Origin of the sequence: Streptosporangium sp. NPDC001681 (assembly GCF_040298085.1) — a bacterium.
GTDB lineage: Bacteria > Actinomycetota > Actinomycetes > Streptosporangiales > Streptosporangiaceae > Streptosporangium.
The window spans coordinates 43,932-59,394 of record NZ_JBEOZN010000033.1; the positions used below are offsets into that span (position 1 = coordinate 43,932).

The 15,463-nt window shown below is 69.1% G+C and carries 14 protein-coding genes and 1 riboswitch; of the genes, 8 read left to right on the top strand and 6 right to left on the bottom strand.

Features of this window, described 5'->3' with window-relative positions; all coding sequences use genetic code 11:
* Nucleotides 1-157 precede the first annotated feature (157 nt).
* Nucleotides 158-335, top strand: a riboswitch (cobalamin riboswitch).
* 38 nt (nt 336-373) lie between these two features.
* A complete protein-coding gene (locus ABT130_RS17480) occupies nt 374-1,153 on the top strand; it encodes a (2Fe-2S)-binding protein (RefSeq protein WP_350956530.1) in 780 nt (259 codons plus the stop codon).
* A gap of 45 nt (nt 1,154-1,198) precedes the next feature.
* Here ABT130_RS17480 and ABT130_RS17485 read toward each other — a convergent pair whose 3' ends face one another.
* On the bottom strand, nt 1,199-2,032 hold the full coding sequence (locus tag ABT130_RS17485; protein WP_350956532.1) for an SAM-dependent methyltransferase: 834 nt from the start codon (nt 2,030-2,032) through the stop codon (nt 1,199-1,201).
* 190 nt (nt 2,033-2,222) lie between these two features.
* A complete protein-coding gene (locus tag ABT130_RS17490) occupies nt 2,223-2,462 on the bottom strand; it encodes a hypothetical protein (protein WP_350956534.1) in 240 nt (79 codons plus the stop codon).
* A gap of 432 nt (nt 2,463-2,894) precedes the next feature.
* Between ABT130_RS17490 and ABT130_RS17495 the strand changes: the two genes are divergently transcribed.
* The 4 genes from ABT130_RS17495 (at nt 2,895) to ABT130_RS17510 (ending at nt 8,796) form a co-directional block, all read left to right on the top strand.
* Nucleotides 2,895-3,101, top strand: a complete 207-nt coding sequence (locus ABT130_RS17495; protein ID WP_350956536.1) for a hypothetical protein — start codon at nt 2,895-2,897, stop codon at nt 3,099-3,101.
* A 139-nt stretch (nt 3,102-3,240) separates the two neighbouring features.
* Nucleotides 3,241-4,536 (top strand): MFS transporter, encoded by a 1,296-nt coding sequence (locus tag ABT130_RS17500; protein ID WP_350956538.1) that lies wholly within the window; start codon nt 3,241-3,243, stop codon nt 4,534-4,536.
* Nucleotides 4,526-5,620 carry a tetratricopeptide repeat protein gene (locus tag ABT130_RS17505; protein ID WP_350956540.1) on the top strand — a complete coding sequence of 365 codons (1,095 nt, stop codon included), beginning with the start codon at nt 4,526-4,528 and terminating at the stop codon, nt 5,618-5,620. Before ABT130_RS17500 ends, ABT130_RS17505 begins: the two co-directional genes overlap by 11 nt.
* A 674-nt stretch (nt 5,621-6,294) precedes the next feature.
* A complete protein-coding gene (locus ABT130_RS17510; RefSeq protein ID WP_350956542.1) occupies nt 6,295-8,796 on the top strand; it encodes an ATP-binding protein in 2,502 nt (833 codons plus the stop codon).
* A gap of 151 nt (nt 8,797-8,947) precedes the next feature.
* Here ABT130_RS17510 and ABT130_RS17515 read toward each other — a convergent pair whose 3' ends face one another.
* From ABT130_RS17515 to ABT130_RS17530, 4 genes are all read right to left on the bottom strand, one after another.
* Nucleotides 8,948-10,117: a DUF6745 domain-containing protein gene (locus ABT130_RS17515; protein WP_350956576.1), complete on the bottom strand. Its 1,170-nt coding sequence runs from the start codon at nt 10,115-10,117 to the stop codon at nt 8,948-8,950.
* A gap of 348 nt (nt 10,118-10,465) precedes the next feature.
* The gene (locus ABT130_RS17520) at nt 10,466-11,041 is read right to left on the bottom strand and encodes a TetR/AcrR family transcriptional regulator (RefSeq protein WP_350956544.1); all 576 of its coding nucleotides are present in this window, start codon (nt 11,039-11,041) and stop codon (nt 10,466-10,468) included.
* A gap of 38 nt (nt 11,042-11,079) precedes the next feature.
* On the bottom strand, nt 11,080-11,676 hold the full coding sequence (locus tag ABT130_RS17525; protein ID WP_350956546.1) for a molybdopterin-binding protein: 597 nt from the start codon (nt 11,674-11,676) through the stop codon (nt 11,080-11,082).
* Nucleotides 11,677-11,900: 224 nt separating this feature from the next.
* Nucleotides 11,901-13,265 (bottom strand): FAD/NAD(P)-binding protein, encoded by a 1,365-nt coding sequence (locus ABT130_RS17530; protein ID WP_350956548.1) that lies wholly within the window; start codon nt 13,263-13,265, stop codon nt 11,901-11,903.
* Nucleotides 13,266-13,527: 262 nt separating this feature from the next.
* Between ABT130_RS17530 and ABT130_RS17535 the strand changes: the two genes are divergently transcribed.
* From ABT130_RS17535 to ABT130_RS17545, 3 genes are all read left to right on the top strand, one after another.
* The gene (locus ABT130_RS17535) at nt 13,528-13,875 is read left to right on the top strand and encodes a hypothetical protein (protein WP_350956550.1); all 348 of its coding nucleotides are present in this window, start codon (nt 13,528-13,530) and stop codon (nt 13,873-13,875) included.
* A gap of 79 nt (nt 13,876-13,954) precedes the next feature.
* Nucleotides 13,955-14,695, top strand: coding sequence for an iron-containing redox enzyme family protein (locus ABT130_RS17540; protein WP_350956551.1), 741 nt, complete (start codon nt 13,955-13,957; stop codon nt 14,693-14,695).
* Nucleotides 14,692-15,444, top strand: coding sequence for a GNAT family N-acetyltransferase (locus ABT130_RS17545; protein WP_350956553.1), 753 nt, complete (start codon nt 14,692-14,694; stop codon nt 15,442-15,444). Before ABT130_RS17540 ends, ABT130_RS17545 begins: the two co-directional genes overlap by 4 nt.
* The last annotated feature ends 19 nt before the right edge of the window (nt 15,445-15,463 follow it).

Here is a 15,463-nt window from a genome sequence, read left to right on the forward strand (position 1 = left end):
GTGGGTCATTGAACTTGTTTCGCCCTCGGGGTGCGGGACCGCTGGTCACAGCATGATCGCGAGTTCGGCAAGGTATCGCCGGTACGCGGTGAAAAGCGCGTCGCCGGAAGCGGTGGCCTCCTTGGGCAGGCCCTCCCACCGCGAATCATGCGGGCCGTGCGACCATGACAGCGAAGGTGACGGCGGAACGAGGAAGCCGGTGTGAACCCGGCGCGGTCCCGCCACTGTGATCGGCGAGCGGACCCCGACATCGCCACTGCCCGGGTACGGGTGGGAAGGCCGGGCGAGCTTGGACCCGAGAGCCAGGAGACTCACGCCGTCGCCTCCTCAGCGAAATTGGGGCGGAACTCCCCAAGAGAGGAAGGCGGTTGCCATGCCGTGCGACTCACCCGCCGGTGCTCCGCCCGGACTGCTGCCCGCCGCCCCGGCCGTGGTCGCCGGCGCGGTCGCCGACGTCCGCTCCATCGGCGGCTACTTCGGGATCGAGACAGGCGAGGCCGAGACCGGATGGCGACCGTTCACCGATCTGTGGACGGCTCCGGGCGTCCTGGAGGCGAGAATCCACGACATGGCCGGACGTCTGGGCACCACCGAGCATCGGGTGGCCGCCTCGATCCTGTTCCAGGGCCTGGCCGCCCGCCTGTGGTCACCGTCCATCGGCGCCGTGGTCGCGCACGACCTGCTCATCGACCTGGCCCCCGAGCACCTGTACTGGCGGCCGGCCCCCGACCCGCTGCCGCTGCGAGCCACCCGGCTGTCCGGCTGGGGCGTCCGCGACCCCGCGCGGATCGCCGAACCGGTCTACCGCGGCATCATGGCCGAGATGCTGGAACCGCTCGCGGAGGCGGTCCGGCGGATCGTGAAGATCGCGCCGGGGCTGTTGTGGGGCAATGCGGCCTCCGCACTGGCCGGAACCATCGGCGCCTTCACCCACCGACGGCCCGACCTCACCGCGAAGGCCATGAGGCTGGGCCGCGAACTACTGGACCGGGATCTCCTGCGCGGCACCGGCGAACTGACCGAGCCCGTACCCGGCCGTCCCTTCTTCGTCCGTCGCAGCTGCTGCCTGTACTACCGCCTGCCCGGCGGCGGCATGTGCGGTGACTGCGTCCTGTTGCCGACCCGCCGGCCACCAACCCACCGCCCTGGCTGACGCTTTTCGTTTCGCGCCTTCCCAGTCCAGTTCGCCTGGAGGCGGTCAGCTACGTCCGACGACGCCGAGGATGCCCGGCTTGGTGAAGTCGACGGTGATCTTCTCTCCGTACTCGTTGTACTCGGAGCGCCACGCCTCGACCGGGACGATCCCCGGCTCCAGCAGCTCCATTCCACTCAGCAACTCGGCCAGCTGTTCCGGGCCGCGCGAGGTGAGCGCCCCCGCGCTGGTCGAGCGGTAGACCTGCTGCCCGGCCTCGTGCACCTCGGCGCTGACGTTGGCCTCGAAGGCGTGCGTGACGATCAGATGGCTACCCGGGGCCAGCCGTTCGCGGATCGTGGTGATGATGTGGGCGACCAGGGCGTCGTCGGGAATGAAGTGCAGCATCGAGATCAGCAGCACCGCGACAGGCTGGGTGAAATCGACGGCGCTCTCGATCTGCGGGTCCGTCAGGAGCTTCTCGGGTTCCCGCATGTCGCCCTGGACGACAGAGGTGAGGTGGTTGTCCTCCAGGAGCGCACGGCCGTGCACCAGGACGATGGGGTCGTTGTCGACATAGACCACCCGGGTGTCGGGCGCGATGCGATGGGCGACCTGGTGCACGTTGTCCTGCGTCGGCAGTCCCGACCCGATGTCGAGGAACTGCCGCACGCCCTGGCGCACGAGCAGATCGACGACTCGCGAGAGGAACGCCCGGTTCGCCCGGGTCATCTCGCGGATACCGGGCACCACCCGCATGAACTGTTCCGCGGCCGCCCGGTCGGAGGCGAAGTTGTCCTTGCCTCCGAGGTAGTAGTCGTACATTCGAGCGACACTTGGGGTGTTCGGGTCGATACCCGCTGGAACATCTTCTTGCTCGCCCATACCCTCGCCCTTCATCGCCTTCGGGAAGGATATGGGAATTCCATAAAACTGTTGATCTTTACTGACAAACCATATACGACCGAATTCCCAGGGTGATCGCGGCACCGGCGAGCGACACCCGCGCGGACCGGCGGACGGCCACCGTGTGATCGGAAGTCGTACGCGGCCCACGCGCGCTTTCCGGATTCGGCGGGCCTGCCGGCGGCTACCCGTCCCGCTCGATCGACCCGGAGTTGCTCTCGGTGCTCCGGTAGCTCTGGTGGCCGGGCTCCCAGGTCCAGGTCTCCGTGCGGCCACCGTTCGTGATGGTCAGCGTACCGGCGGGATCATAGTACGGCGACTCGGGGGACCAGGGTGGAACGGGGTCGGCGTACGCGACCGGCGTGGCGAACGCTACCGCCGAAGCGGCGAGAGCGGTGGTGACGAGATAGCGGGAAATGGACATTTGCTCCCCCAAAAGACATAAACGGTACAGCGGGGATATTGCCTGATATAAGGCAAAGAGAACCACGCCGATGATCAAGACTCTGGCCGATTCGCATTCGGCACGGCCGCCCGCTCCGGGACCGCTCATCCCGGCGAGAACCGGCGGGTCTCCGCCGAGAGCCTGATCGTCGACGGCGGGCATCCGGTCATCCGGGTATCCCACCGGATTCCACTCGGGCCCGGCCGCACTGGACCGATCCCACTTGGTGGGAGCTTGGCGCCCGGCATGAGCGAGCGAGGCCTCGGCCGCTCGGTCGCCCTCGGAAGCTGTGAGCCAAGACGACGGCGCGAAGGACACCAAGTCTCCACCAAGGAGCGTCGGCCAGCCTGACGGTGTCCAACCATCTGGCCCTGCACACCAGGTCGGGGCCCTTCTCCCAGGAGAATCTCAATGGCGCGCGGTCTGTCCACCAACCACAACGAAACCGTCCTCGAAGGCGGCCTGTCCACCAACCACAACGAGACCCTCGTCCCCGCAGACGGCCTGTCCACCAACCACAACGAGACCCTCCTCGAAGGCGGCCTGTCCACCAACCACAACGAGACCCTCGTCCCCGCAGACGGCCTGTCCACCAACCACAACGAGACCCTCCTCTAGACAGCCGATCATCGACCGCCGTTCCTCGCCGGAAACGCTCCGGCGAGGAACGGCGGGTTCAAGGACGTCATCTACGACGTTGAACGGTCCTGCTGAATCCATGGACCACCACAGACGACAAGCAAGATAGGTGAAACGGATGCCGGTGCGCGGATTGCTGCCGCGTCTTCCACGACGGACCTGGCTCATTCTCAGCGGCGATGCCGTGTCCGCGCTCGGCACGGGGATGACACTGCCCTTCTTCCTCATCTACCTGCACCGCATGCGGGATATCGACCTTGCCCTGGCAGGGCCGATCTTCTCGATGATCGCGGCCGCGGGACTCATCGGAAACCCTCTCGGCGGTCTGCTCTCGGATCGCTTCGGCGCGCGGCAGACCAGCGTGGCGGGCCTTGTCATCGTCGCCGCAGGAACCACGGGTCTGGCGGTCATCCAGTCGGCCTTGCAGGGATTTCTCGCGGCCGGGGTGTACGGGCTCGGCATCGCGATCACGGCACCGGCCTTCCAGTCACTTCTCGGCGGCTCGGTGCCCGCGGAACTGCGGGCGCAGGCCTTCGCGGTCCGGCAGGCCGCCGTCAACGCCGGTGCCAGCGCCGGAGGGCTGGTGGCAGCGTTCGTGGTGAGCTTCTCGTCGTTGTGGAGCTTCGTGATCCTCTACCTGTTGGACGCGGCGACGTTCCTGATCTTCGCCATACTGATCGCCCGGTTCACACATAATCCTCCGCAGATCCAGAAAACGCCGATCACCGCCGTCGCGGGCGGGTATCGCGAGGTGGTTTCGAACCGGATGCTGCGAAGGATCTGGGTTCTGGTGGTGGCCGTGGTCGTGTGCGGGTTCGTGGCCTACTACACCGCCTATCCGATCTACGCCACCGAGGTCGGCGGGCTCGACGCCGGAGGCCTGCGCTTCACCTTCATCGTGCAGACCTGCATGGTCGTGGTCGCCCAGCTCTTCGTGCTCCGTCTCATGACCGGCCGGCGCCGAACTCGCGGGTTCGCGCTCTGCGCCGTGCTGATGGCCGCGGCGTGGGCGACGGTACTGGTCACCCCGCTACTGGGAGGCGGCGGGATCGCCCTGACCGGATTCACGATCGCACTGACGCTGTTCGCCATCGGGGAGGCATTCCTCGCCCCGACCATCCCGCCGATCATCAACGATCTCGCCGACGACTCGAACAGGGGACGGTACAACGGGGCGTACACCCTCGCATGGACCAGTGGTTACGTCATCGGCCCCGGATTGGCAGGTATGGCGCTCGGCGCCGGCTACGGTTCGGTGCTCTTCATGGTGCTGGTGGGGGTGCTCGTCCTGGTGGTCGGCCAGGCGATCCGGCTGGAGCGGTTCCTTCCCCCGTCGGTGAACGGGGTCTCCGCCGAAACGACTCCCACCGAGGCGATCGAGGTGGCACAGGGGCGCGGCTCGCATGACGGCTGAAGAGACACCCGCCATGACGGACCTCGACCTCTCCCGTGAGCACGAGCGGGCAGGCCGCTATGCGGAGGCGTACGACGGCGTCATGGTCGCCGTCCGCGATCTCACCGGCGGCGCCCGCGCGGGCCACCCGGACGCCGGTGGCGATCTCGCCGACGCCCTGATGCTCGCGAGCCGGCTGTGCCGGCGCCTCGGGCGCCACGATGAGGCCGAACGCCACCTCGAACGCGCGGCCGAGGTCACCCGGACAGGCGATCCGGAGATCCGGCTACGGGTGACCGTGGACCGCGCCGACCTGCTGCGGGCCAGGGGGCGCTACGGCGACGCCGACGTGATGCTCAGGAACGCGCTGGTCCTGGCGGAGGAATCCTGCGGCCCTGACTCCCTTGCCGTCGTCCGGGTCTGCAACAGCCTGGGCGTACTTCACAAGTACACCGGTCGGTTCGACGAGTCCGAGCGGTCGTACCAGCGCGCTCTGAAGATCGTCGAAGCCCTGCATGGCGCGGACCATCCCTACCTCGCCGACATCAATCACAACCTCGGCGGGCTGAACCACGCACGCGGCACCCACGCGCTCGGCGAGCCCTTCGCCCGCCGCGCGGTGGAGATCCGGCGGCTGGTACACGGCCCCGCCCATCCTGAGGTCTCCGGCGACCAGGTGGCGCTCGCCGCGATCCTGCGCGAGCTCGGCGAGGAGGAGGAGGCCGAGCGGCTGCTGCGCGAGGCCCTCGCCGTCTTCGAGGAGCACTTCGGGCCCGAGCACTACGAGGTCGCGTCGACGCTGAACAACCTCGCCGCGTTCCAGTACACCAGGGGGGATCTGGAAGCGGCTGCGGCGACCTATCGCAAGGTGCTCACGATCAAAGAAGAGCTTCTGGGCGAGAACCATCCCGAGCTGGCCGTGGCCCTGAACAACCTCGCGGCGACCCTGCGCGGGAGCGGCCGGCCAAATGAGGCCGTGACGTTCCTGGAGCGGGCGCTGAACCTGCTTGACGGCGTGGTGGAGCGGGACCAACCCGTCCGGCTGGCCTGCCTCGGCAACCTCGACGCCTGTCGGCGGTTGATGAGCTCACCGGAAGCCCGGTAAATCAGCGGGCGCGCGTGCGTCGCGCCGGCAGCGGCGCGCACAGCGCCGAAAGGGGGCCCTGACGGGAGTCAACCAGGTGGTCGAGGCCGCTGCCAGGGTTTGCAGTGGATTCCAAGCTCTCCTCAAGGGAGATCGGTGATTGTGATTGCGTTCAAACCGCTCGGTTCCGCAGTCCAGAACCAAGCCGCCCCCACAGGAAGACGCCCATGTCACGCCAGCCCGCACGCGGCCTGTTCATCCACTACGACGAGCCAACTCTCCGCGGAGCCTCTCCACGATGATGTGATGGGGCGGTCGCGCGGGGTGGTGATCGATGTTTTCGGCGGATGCGTATCCTCGTGACGACGCCGTGCCCGCAGTCGGTACTGAATCATTCCTTCTCCCCCTCACGCACCGCACACGGGCGCCGACCCCGGCATGGTCGGCCTGGTCCTCCCGATGACCGCGGTCGTGGGATCCGTCGGAAATCCCGTTGCCGGTCCGCCCGCGAGTCGTCCTGATTCGCGGAAGACCGGCGTGGGCACGCTTGCGCGGCAGGCTGCGGCATCACCATGTCCGAACTCCGGAAGTGGCACGTGCCAGGTCCAGGCCTGCCGACGCTCGATGCTGAGTGGGCATTAATGGTGGCATTTCGGGTTCTTGGAGCGTTCGAAGTAATCGGCGCCGGAGGGCCGGTGAACCTCGGGGCACCACGACAGCGTTCGGTTCTCGGGCGATTACTGGTCGCCCGCGGCCAGGTCGTGCCGATCATGCGCATGATCGACGACCTGTGGGGCGGCCACCCGCCGGGAAGCGCCGTCACCTCGGTGCACGCCTACGTCTCCAACCTACGGCGCGTCCTGGAATCGGACCGCGCGGCGGGCACCCCGCCCCAGGTGCTGGTCACGGTCTCTCCCGGCTATGCCATACGGAGCAAGGAGGCGGACGCCTGGCGGTTCGAGGACATGGCTCGGCGGGGAGCCGCGTTCCTGGGCGCAGGAGACGCCCGAGCGGCTCTGCGCGAGCTCGACGCGGCAATCGAGATCTGGCGGGGACCGGCGTACGCCGAGTTCGCCACGGCCGACTGGGCACTGTCCGAGATCGCCCGCCTGGACGAGTTGCACACCATGGCCGTCGAGCACCGCGCGGCCGCGGCGATCACGCTCGACTCGCCGGGCACCGTGATCGCCGACCTGCGCGCCCACCTCGCCGAACACCCGCTACGGGAGGAGGGATGGCGGCTGCTCGCGATCGCCCTCTACCACCAGGGCCGGCAGGGGGACGCGCTCGTCGCACTCAGACAGGCCCGCCACACCCTCGCCGAGGAACTCGGCGTCGACCCGAGTCCGGCGCTGCAACGGCTGGAAGCCGACATTCTCTCGCAATCTCCCGAGATCGCGCGGCCGGTCGCCGCGAACAAGCCGTTGGAGCACATGACCTCCTCCACAACGTTGTCCTCGCCGGAGAGACTCCGCCGGGTAAGGGCCGAGGCGGGTCCGGAGACCCTCGGCCCGATCTTCGGCAGGGAGAGGGAACTGGCCCTGCTCGCCGGGATGTCCCGGGGCATCGCGCTGATCAGCGGTGAGGCGGGCATAGGAAAGTCCGCCCTGGTGGAAGCGGTCGTCGCCGGACACTCGCGCTCTGGTCGGCAGGCCGCCGTCAGCCGCTGCCCGGAGACCGGCGGAGCTCCGGCCGGATGGGCGTGGGTGGAGATTCTGCGTACTCTCACGGCTCGCGTGGCCCCCGCCGAGGCGGTGGCCGCGCGGATCCGGCGGCTGCTCGCCGATCCGGATGCCCCGTACCCCGTCCACGGCGACGCGGACCTCACCGCCGAGCGGTTCCGGTTCCGCCGCGACCTGGCGGCGTATTTGGCGGAGGTGGCCCGGGTCTCCCCGCTACTGCTCGTCCTCGACGACTTGCACCGGGCCGACGATGAGACGCTGGCCATCTTCGTGGACCTGGTTTCCGAGCTGAGGGACGCCGAGGTCCTCATCGTCGGCACTTTCCGCGAGGAGGAGGCGGACGGACTCGCGGAGACACTGGCCACGCTGGCCCGCCACGAGCCGCTCCGCATCGTCCTGGACGGGCTCGACCAGGACGCGGCGGAGCGGCTCGTGGCCTCCGTCTCGGGCAGGGCGGTGACGCCTGGCGTGCTTGCCGCCGTAACCGACCGCACCGGCGGCAACCCCTTCTTCCTGCGCGAGACCGCCCGCCTGATCGCCACGGAGGGCGAGGACGCCGCCCTGTCGACCGTGCCCGCGGGGATACGCGACGTGCTCCGGCGCAGGTTCGCCCGCCTGCCCGCGTCCATCCGGGGCGTGCTGAGCGAGGCGGCGGTCATCGGCAGGGACTTCGACATCGACGTGCTGATCGATGTGAACGGCAACGGCGAGGAAGTCGTCGTGGAAGCGGTCGAGGCGGCCCTGACAGCCGGGTTGCTCGTCGAGCCCGAGGGTGGTGGGCTCCGCTTCACCCATGCCCTCACCCGGGACGCGCTCTACGGTGAGATGTCCCGCCTGCGACAGATCCGCACCCACGGCAGGATCGCCGTGTCTCTCGAACGGCTCCGCCCGCGCGAGGCCGCCGCCGTGGCCCACCACTTCGCCGCGAGCGGGAAGCCCTCGGCCGCCGCTCGCCACTGCGTGCTCGCCACCGAGCGAGCCAAAGGACGCTCGGCGTACCGCGAGGCGGCTTCCCTCTGGGGACGGGCGATCGAATTCGCGGACGAGGAGGATCTGGAACTGCTCGTGCGACGGGTCACCGCTCTGGCGCTCTGCGACGAGCTGGACGACGCCAGGGAGCTGTGGAAGCGGGCGATCCAGCTGGCCCTTCCGCACGCCGACCCCGAGCTGACCGCACGGGTCGTCGGCGTACTGGACAAGCCGGCGGTATACGGCACCGGGGGTGGCGACAAGGGCTTCCAGGAGGTCGTCCAGGTCATCGAGGAGGCGCTCTCCCTGCTGCCCGCGGGCGACCGCGCGGCACGCTGCCTGCTGCTCACCTCACTCGCCTTCGAGGTCGCGGGTTTCGGGGGCGAGGAGGCGACCCGGTTCACCGAGGCGGCAGACGAGGCGCAGGCCACGACCAGGCGGCCGAAGGGCCCGGAGGCGGTGGATCGCGACCCGTGCCGTGCACCTCTGTACAGGCAGGCTCCGTCCACGAGCCGCCGGTTTCGCCGAGGCGGCGGAGGCGGGTGACGGGGAAGGGCACCGCGGGCACCACCCCTGGCATCGCGATGTCCCCGCGAAACGATTTCCGGAGGGATTCGAGGACCACCGGAACTCGCCTCGAACATGTTCCTCAGTGTTCGGGCGGCCACCACCGACCGGCCATTCGCGCGTGCCGTGGTCAGGCCCGGTACGGCGGCCTGTACCGATCGGCGGTCAACCCTCGGCTCCAATCGACCGCGTCGAGCGGCGTGGCCGTCTCGACGGGGACTATCAGCCCGGACTTGCCCGGGGCCCCGTCACGCTCGTTCCCACCGTTGGCGGACAGCAGAACGCGGACGTGCTCCCCGAACACCTGCGTCGGCACGTCGTAGAGCGAGAGGGTGCGGCCGGGATCACCGGGGTCGGCGGCTTCCGCGACGAGCTTCAGCCCCGCGGCGGCGACGTAGCGGTACCAACCGAGGGATTCGATGGCGCACCTGCGGATCTCCTCGTTCCCCTCGGCCAGGATGGCCTCGGGGGTGGGATCGGTGATGACCCACTCGGGGACCCGGATGCCGTGCCAGGCGTGCAGCGCGTACCCGTCGGGCCAGGAAAGGGCCGGGCCGGTTTCGCAGTGAAGCCGATGGTCGTCGTCCCGGAGGATGGCGACTGGACGTTCGGACAGGACCACCGTCCCGTTCAGCGGGATCCACCAGCCGAGGTGCCGGCTCGCCTCCGCCAGCGTTTCCAGACGCTCGCCGGGCTCCAGCCCGGCTATCCGGAAAGCGCAGGTGTACAGTGCGATCCAATAGGCCTCGCGCCAGATGTCGAGGATCCCCCACACGTATGTGCAGGTCTCGGACCGGAACTGCTCCCACAGCCGGCCGAGGAGCTGGCCGCCAAGCTGGGCTCTGAGCTGCCGCCAGAGCTGCTCCCAGAGCCGTTCCTTGAGCCGGCTCCGCAACCGGTCCCAGAGCTGGTCGCCCAGCCGGGCCCTCAGCCGGTCGTGCATCTGGTCCTTGAGCCGGTCCTTGAGCTCCTCCTTGACCTGGCTCCTGCTGGAAACCCGCAGGTCGTCGCCGAGCCCGCTCCGGCGGACCTCCACGGACCGCTCCCACGAGGGGTTCGCGGGGGGAAGCCGGTCGAAGGCCGTGACGGTCGACAGACATTCCATCGGGGAGTCGGCCCAAATCACGAGAGAGGGGACGTCCAGCCCGGCGGCGCCGTACGCGTGGCGCACGGCCCATTCCGCCCTGTCCTTGTCGACGGCCACGGTGGACAGTCCGTAGTCCATCCACTCGCGGAGCACGGTGTCAATGATTTCCTCGTGTTCAGAGGTGAGATCACCCCCGAAGGCGGATGGACACATGGTGCTCAAGTGTTCTCTCCATTCGCACGTCGGATACGGACAGGACTGACGGATCTCCTGTCACATAACGAGGTCCGAGCCGGACTGTCGGACACCAGCTTCGCCTGCCGTTCTTGGTGGATGCTTGGCGCCCAGCGCACCCGCACCTTGGCTCACGGGGTCGACGTCGCGAATCGGCCGTCGCACGCTCCCGGATGCGGCCTCTGCCGACGCGGCCCGCCGAGTCGCGCTGCCTCATGGCGGGACCGCGGGCGCGCTCCGCCCTGTGCGCGAGGCTCGAACGCACGGCAAGGCCCTCGGGGGACGGTCCTCGCCCCGGCCGAGCGCGGGGCGGCCGTCATCTTGAGGTCAGCGAGGAACGAGCCGACGGGTGAGAGCGCGGGTCAGCTCCTCGATGTCACTTCCCGGCTCGGGCTGGATGTTGCCCTCCACGAACAGGTTGGCAAGACCGTGCATGAGCGCCCACGCCGCCAGGGCGACGGTCCAGTCGGCCGAACCGGGGTGCCTCGCCGTGCCGCGCAGCAGCTGGTGCCCGGTTCGCTCGCGAGCGGCCACGAATTCGGGGTCCCTGGTGTCGAGCAGGTCGGTGGCGCGCATGACCGCGAAATACGCCCGGTTACCGGTGGCGAAGAGCACGTAGGCGACGCCGAGCTCGGCGAGCCCGCCAGCCGCCCGCGCTCGCGCCAACTCGTCGGCCAGCCGATGGTAACCCTCCACGGCTATCGCGGTGAGAAGGCCCGTCTTGTTGCGGAAGTGATGGGTGGGCGCGGCGTGTGAGACGTCCACATGGCGGGCCACGTCGCGCAGGCTGAGCGCGGCGGGTCCGTCCTTCGCGATGGCCTCCATCGCAGCGTCCAGCAAAGCTCGTCGCAGGTCACCGTGATGATAAGGATATTTTTGATCACTCCTGCTCACGCGGGCCATACTATCCGGATCCGTGTCCCGGGCAGGAGGACCAACCGTCACGGCAGGGGCACGGCGGTTCCGGGCTCCTCACCGGAATGATCTGCGGCTCCGGCACCGCTCGGGGACGAGCGGCCGACACGATCCGGTACGCCCTCCATTCCTTTCAGGTCGTCCGGCGTCTCTTTCCACAGGCGCGCGTCCGCGCAGATGCGGATCTCGACGACCTCGCTGATGTGCCGTCCTCCGCACCGGTCTCCGGGCACCACCAGGTGCGGCCCGCGCGCGTCGAGGTCGTCGTCGTCCATCCGGACGCCCACCAGCACCGGGACATCGCCGAACTCCGGATCGATCTCCCCCCACGACAGCACCGCGTGATGGCCGTCGCGCCCCAGCACCGACACCAGGAACCGCAGCCGGTCCTTGCGCTCGGAGGCGTCGAAGACCGGCCCGGCCGCGCGGGCCACATCCAGGAGCAGGGGGCCGGTGAAGCGGTGGTGCCGGGTTCCCGACGTGCGGCAGGCGAAGCCGACCTCCACCGTCCGCTGCGGCAAGGCCCGCAGATCGGCCATGCTCAACAGTCCGGGAAGGGACAGGTCGCCCGACAGGCGCAGCCGCCCGCCGGCGCGGACACGATCGGGGACGTCGATCGACATGGGCCTCAGCCCTCCCTCGCCCGTGATCAGGTCATGGACATGGACCTTTACCGCAATATTCCCGCCCTGCGTCTCGATCACACGCATATGCAAGGGTAAATGCACATAACTATGGCAGGCACGAGAGCTTGTCGAGATTTCTTCTCGCATCCGCATCCTGCAGAGAGCGAACGCGTCAATCCGAATCTTTCCCCGGCCTCTCCCGCAGAGGCTGCTCCCCTCCTTCAGAGGCGGGGAGCGAGGGTGATCGCGTCGAGGAGGCGGGGGGCGAGGGCGGCGGCCTGGGCGCGGATCTCCGCGATCGCGGTGCTCTCGTACAGGCTTCCGTGCAGCAGCGGGCCCAGGGCGAAGATCCGGCCGTCCGGCCGTCCGGCCGCGTCCAGGACCACGCCGCCGGGGCCGGCCTCCAGGCCGAGCCCCAGACGGTCGGGCCGAGCCGTGCCGGTGGCGAGGAGAGCGGCCAGGAAGGGGTCGCGGGCGATGTCGGCGCCGGGGCCGGTGGCGTTGACCAGCCAGCCGACATCGAGTTCCCTGACCGCGCCGCCGCCGGTGTTCAGGTGGACGCGAAGCCCGCCGGGGCCGGTCACGGCCCGGACCAGTTGCCCGCGCAGCACGTGAAGGCGGCCCGCGGCCCGCAGGGCGGCGATCCGGGCGGCGGTGGCGGGCGGGATCCGATGGCGGTGGACCTCCCAGTAGCGGGCGGCCAGGTCCAGGAACCGCCGCTGGTCATCGAGGGAGAGCCGGGCCCACAGGCTCTGGGTCTGCGGCCGCAGGCCGTCGACCACGCCGCACCAGTCGCCCCCGTTGTCCCTGACCGCGACGCGCACGGCGCGCAGCAGGGCGGCGATGCCCAGCGGCCCGTCCGGGAACGGCGTCGCCACCGGGGGCGGCACGGGATCGGGGTGCGGCCGCGGCAGCAGGGCGTGCCGGGACACCGCGTACACCACCGCATCCGGGTGCGCCCCGGTCACGGTGACCGCCACATCCGCCATCGTCAGCCCGGTCCCCAGCACGAGCGTCGGCGCGCCGTCGCCGACGCGGGCCAGCGCCTCCGGCGCCCACGGGTCGGCGACGTATCGGGAACTCCCTGCCTCCGCGACGCGCGGCCAGGCCGCCGGGGCGCGATTGCCCAGCGCCAGGACGACGGCGCCGGCCTCGACGTGCCCACCGCCGGACAGATGCACCCGCAAGCCCGGATCGCCGGTCAAAGCCTCGGCCGTACCGGTCACCCTGCGCACCACCCGGACGGGCCACTCCTCGGCACCGTCCAGCAGCGCGCGCAGGTAACGCCCGTAGATCCGCCGGGGCAGGTAATCGGAGCCGGAAACCTCCAGCCCCGCATCACGGGCCCAGCGCAGCAGGTGGCCGGCGTCGCCCTCCAGCCCGCTCATCTTGCCGGCGCCGGCGTTGAGCAGGTGGTGGGGATCGACGGTGGAATAGGCCTGCCCCAGCCCGTGCCGCCCGTACCGGTCGATCATCACGACCTCCAGCGGCACGGCGCGCACCCGTGCCTCGCGCAGGAGGTGAACCGCGGCCAGGGTGCCGCTCGCGCCGCCGCCCACGACGGCGACCACTTGAGAACCCGACATGCCACTCACAATAACCCACTAAACATGTAGGTTATATAGCCCATCTCCGCCGTTCCGAGAGCTCATCAGTGACCACAGCGGGGCGAACCGAGGATCCCGGCGATCTCAACCGACCACGCCCGCGCCCGCCGAACTCCTCAACCCCACCCGGCCGACCGGCGACGTCCACCTCGCGCGCACCCGCATTGCGCCGACCTCGCCGGAGAAACGTGCCCGTCGGGCGACTCCCGCCCCGCCATGACGGCGGCGTCCACCCCGGCACGTGAACGTTCTTTCTCCCCCTCCGAAAACGATGTTTTCGGCTGAAACAAATGCGAGCACCGGACTACGGCCCCCTCGGCCACCTCCGGACGGCACCGGACTTCACGGAATCGACGGCGGCGATCCATCCCAGGTGTTCGGAAGGGGGACGGGCGGCGACACCGGCCCCGCGGGGACTCTTCAAGATCGAAATCACATCGCCGACATCGATCCCGTGAAGTCCGGAACGCGCGAGGAATCCATTGACACCAAAGCCGGGACGATGCATCTTTACATCGACAAGTTCGATGTGGCGGACGCGGCAGAGATGACGGACGTCTGGGATTTCCAGCTGTTCAGGCTCTGTTGAGGCCGACTTACCGAGAAGCCCCGCCGCCGGACAATCGCCTCATGATCATCCTACGGATGACAGACCAGGGAGACTTCCTTTGAGCACGGTCATGGACGAGTACGAAGGATCACTGCAGGCCAGCCGTCAGCGTTTCCTCGAAGACGCGGCCGTTTCCGAGATTTCCTCCGCTGTCTCCGACGAAAGGCTGTTCGCCCGCTGGATGCTGCGTTTCAACGCACACGGCGTCCACATGACGCATGACGTGGAGCACTGGATCTCCAGTGCCGGCGCGCGCTGCGGCGAGCTGGGCATGGAGAAGCTGGCGAAGGCGCTGAAGGCGCACGCCAGGGCGGAGGCCGGTCACGACCGGATGATGGTCGACGACGCGAAGGCCATCGCCGGCTGGTGGCAGGAGAGGTTCGGCGAGCCGCTCGACACCGAGCTCCTGCTGGCCACTCCCCCGCTGGCCAGCACGAACTTCTACGCCAAGCTCCACGAAAAGGTGATCTCGGGGCCGAAGCCGTTCCTCCAGCTCGCCATCGAGTACGAGATCGAAAGACTGTCGATCACGATCGGCCCCACCCTGCTCGTCAACTGCCAGCGGGTCTTCGGCCCGGACACGGCGTGCTACAGCTTCCTGGCCGAGCACGTGGAACTCGACGCCGGCCACACCGCCTTCAACCAGCGGCAGCTCGGAGAGCTCCTCAAGCAGTTCCCCGACGCGCTGGACCTGATGGTGGAGACGGGCAAGACCGCGTTGACGTCGTACGCGGCCTTCATGGCCGAATGCCTCGATCTCGCGAAGGCCGACCTGGAATCGGACAAGGTCGGCGCGTGAGCGCTCAGCCGCTCGAACAGGAGCTGCGCTTCCCGATCCCCGAGACCAGGATGTGGCGCGAGGCGGGTTCCGTGGACACCAGGGAAGGCCTGATGGTCGACCTTCGGGTTCACCGGCAGTCACCCTTTGAGCAGCCGGCGGAGTGGCTGGAGGCGGTCCGCCGGTTCCGTGCGTGGGTCCTGTACGACAACGGCAGTAGACCGAGCTTCCGGGTCGCCGACACCGACTACGTCGACGCGCAAAGTCTCGACCTGGGTTCCTACCATCTCATCGCCTATCTGGAGGGCGGTACGGAGATCGTCGGCTGCGCCCGCCTGGCACCCCCGGGGCTGGCACCCCGTTTCCAGACTCGGTGCCACCTCGGCGACCGGGAGTACGCCGACATGCTCGCGAACATGCAGGTTCCCGCCGCGTCGGTGTTCGAAGCCGGTCGGCTGGCCACGGCTCCCGAGCTGCAGGGCCAGGGATTGGGCAGCTGGATGGTGAACGCGGTCGTCGCGGCCGGCCACGCCCTGGGTGCCTCCCTGTTGCTCAGCACGTCCGGCACCGGCCAGGGGCAGCACCTGCTGTTCGGCCGCCTCGGCTGGCAGGCGTTCCCGGACACGGACAAGTTCTCCGCCCACTACCAGGACACCGTACGCGTGATCGCACACCGGCTCAGCCTCGGGCTCACCGCGGCGGAACTGCGGCGGCACATGGACAACCTCTCGGCCGAGGGCACCGCCCACATCCAGGGGATGCGCCTCTGACCCCGCTTCACCTTCGGTG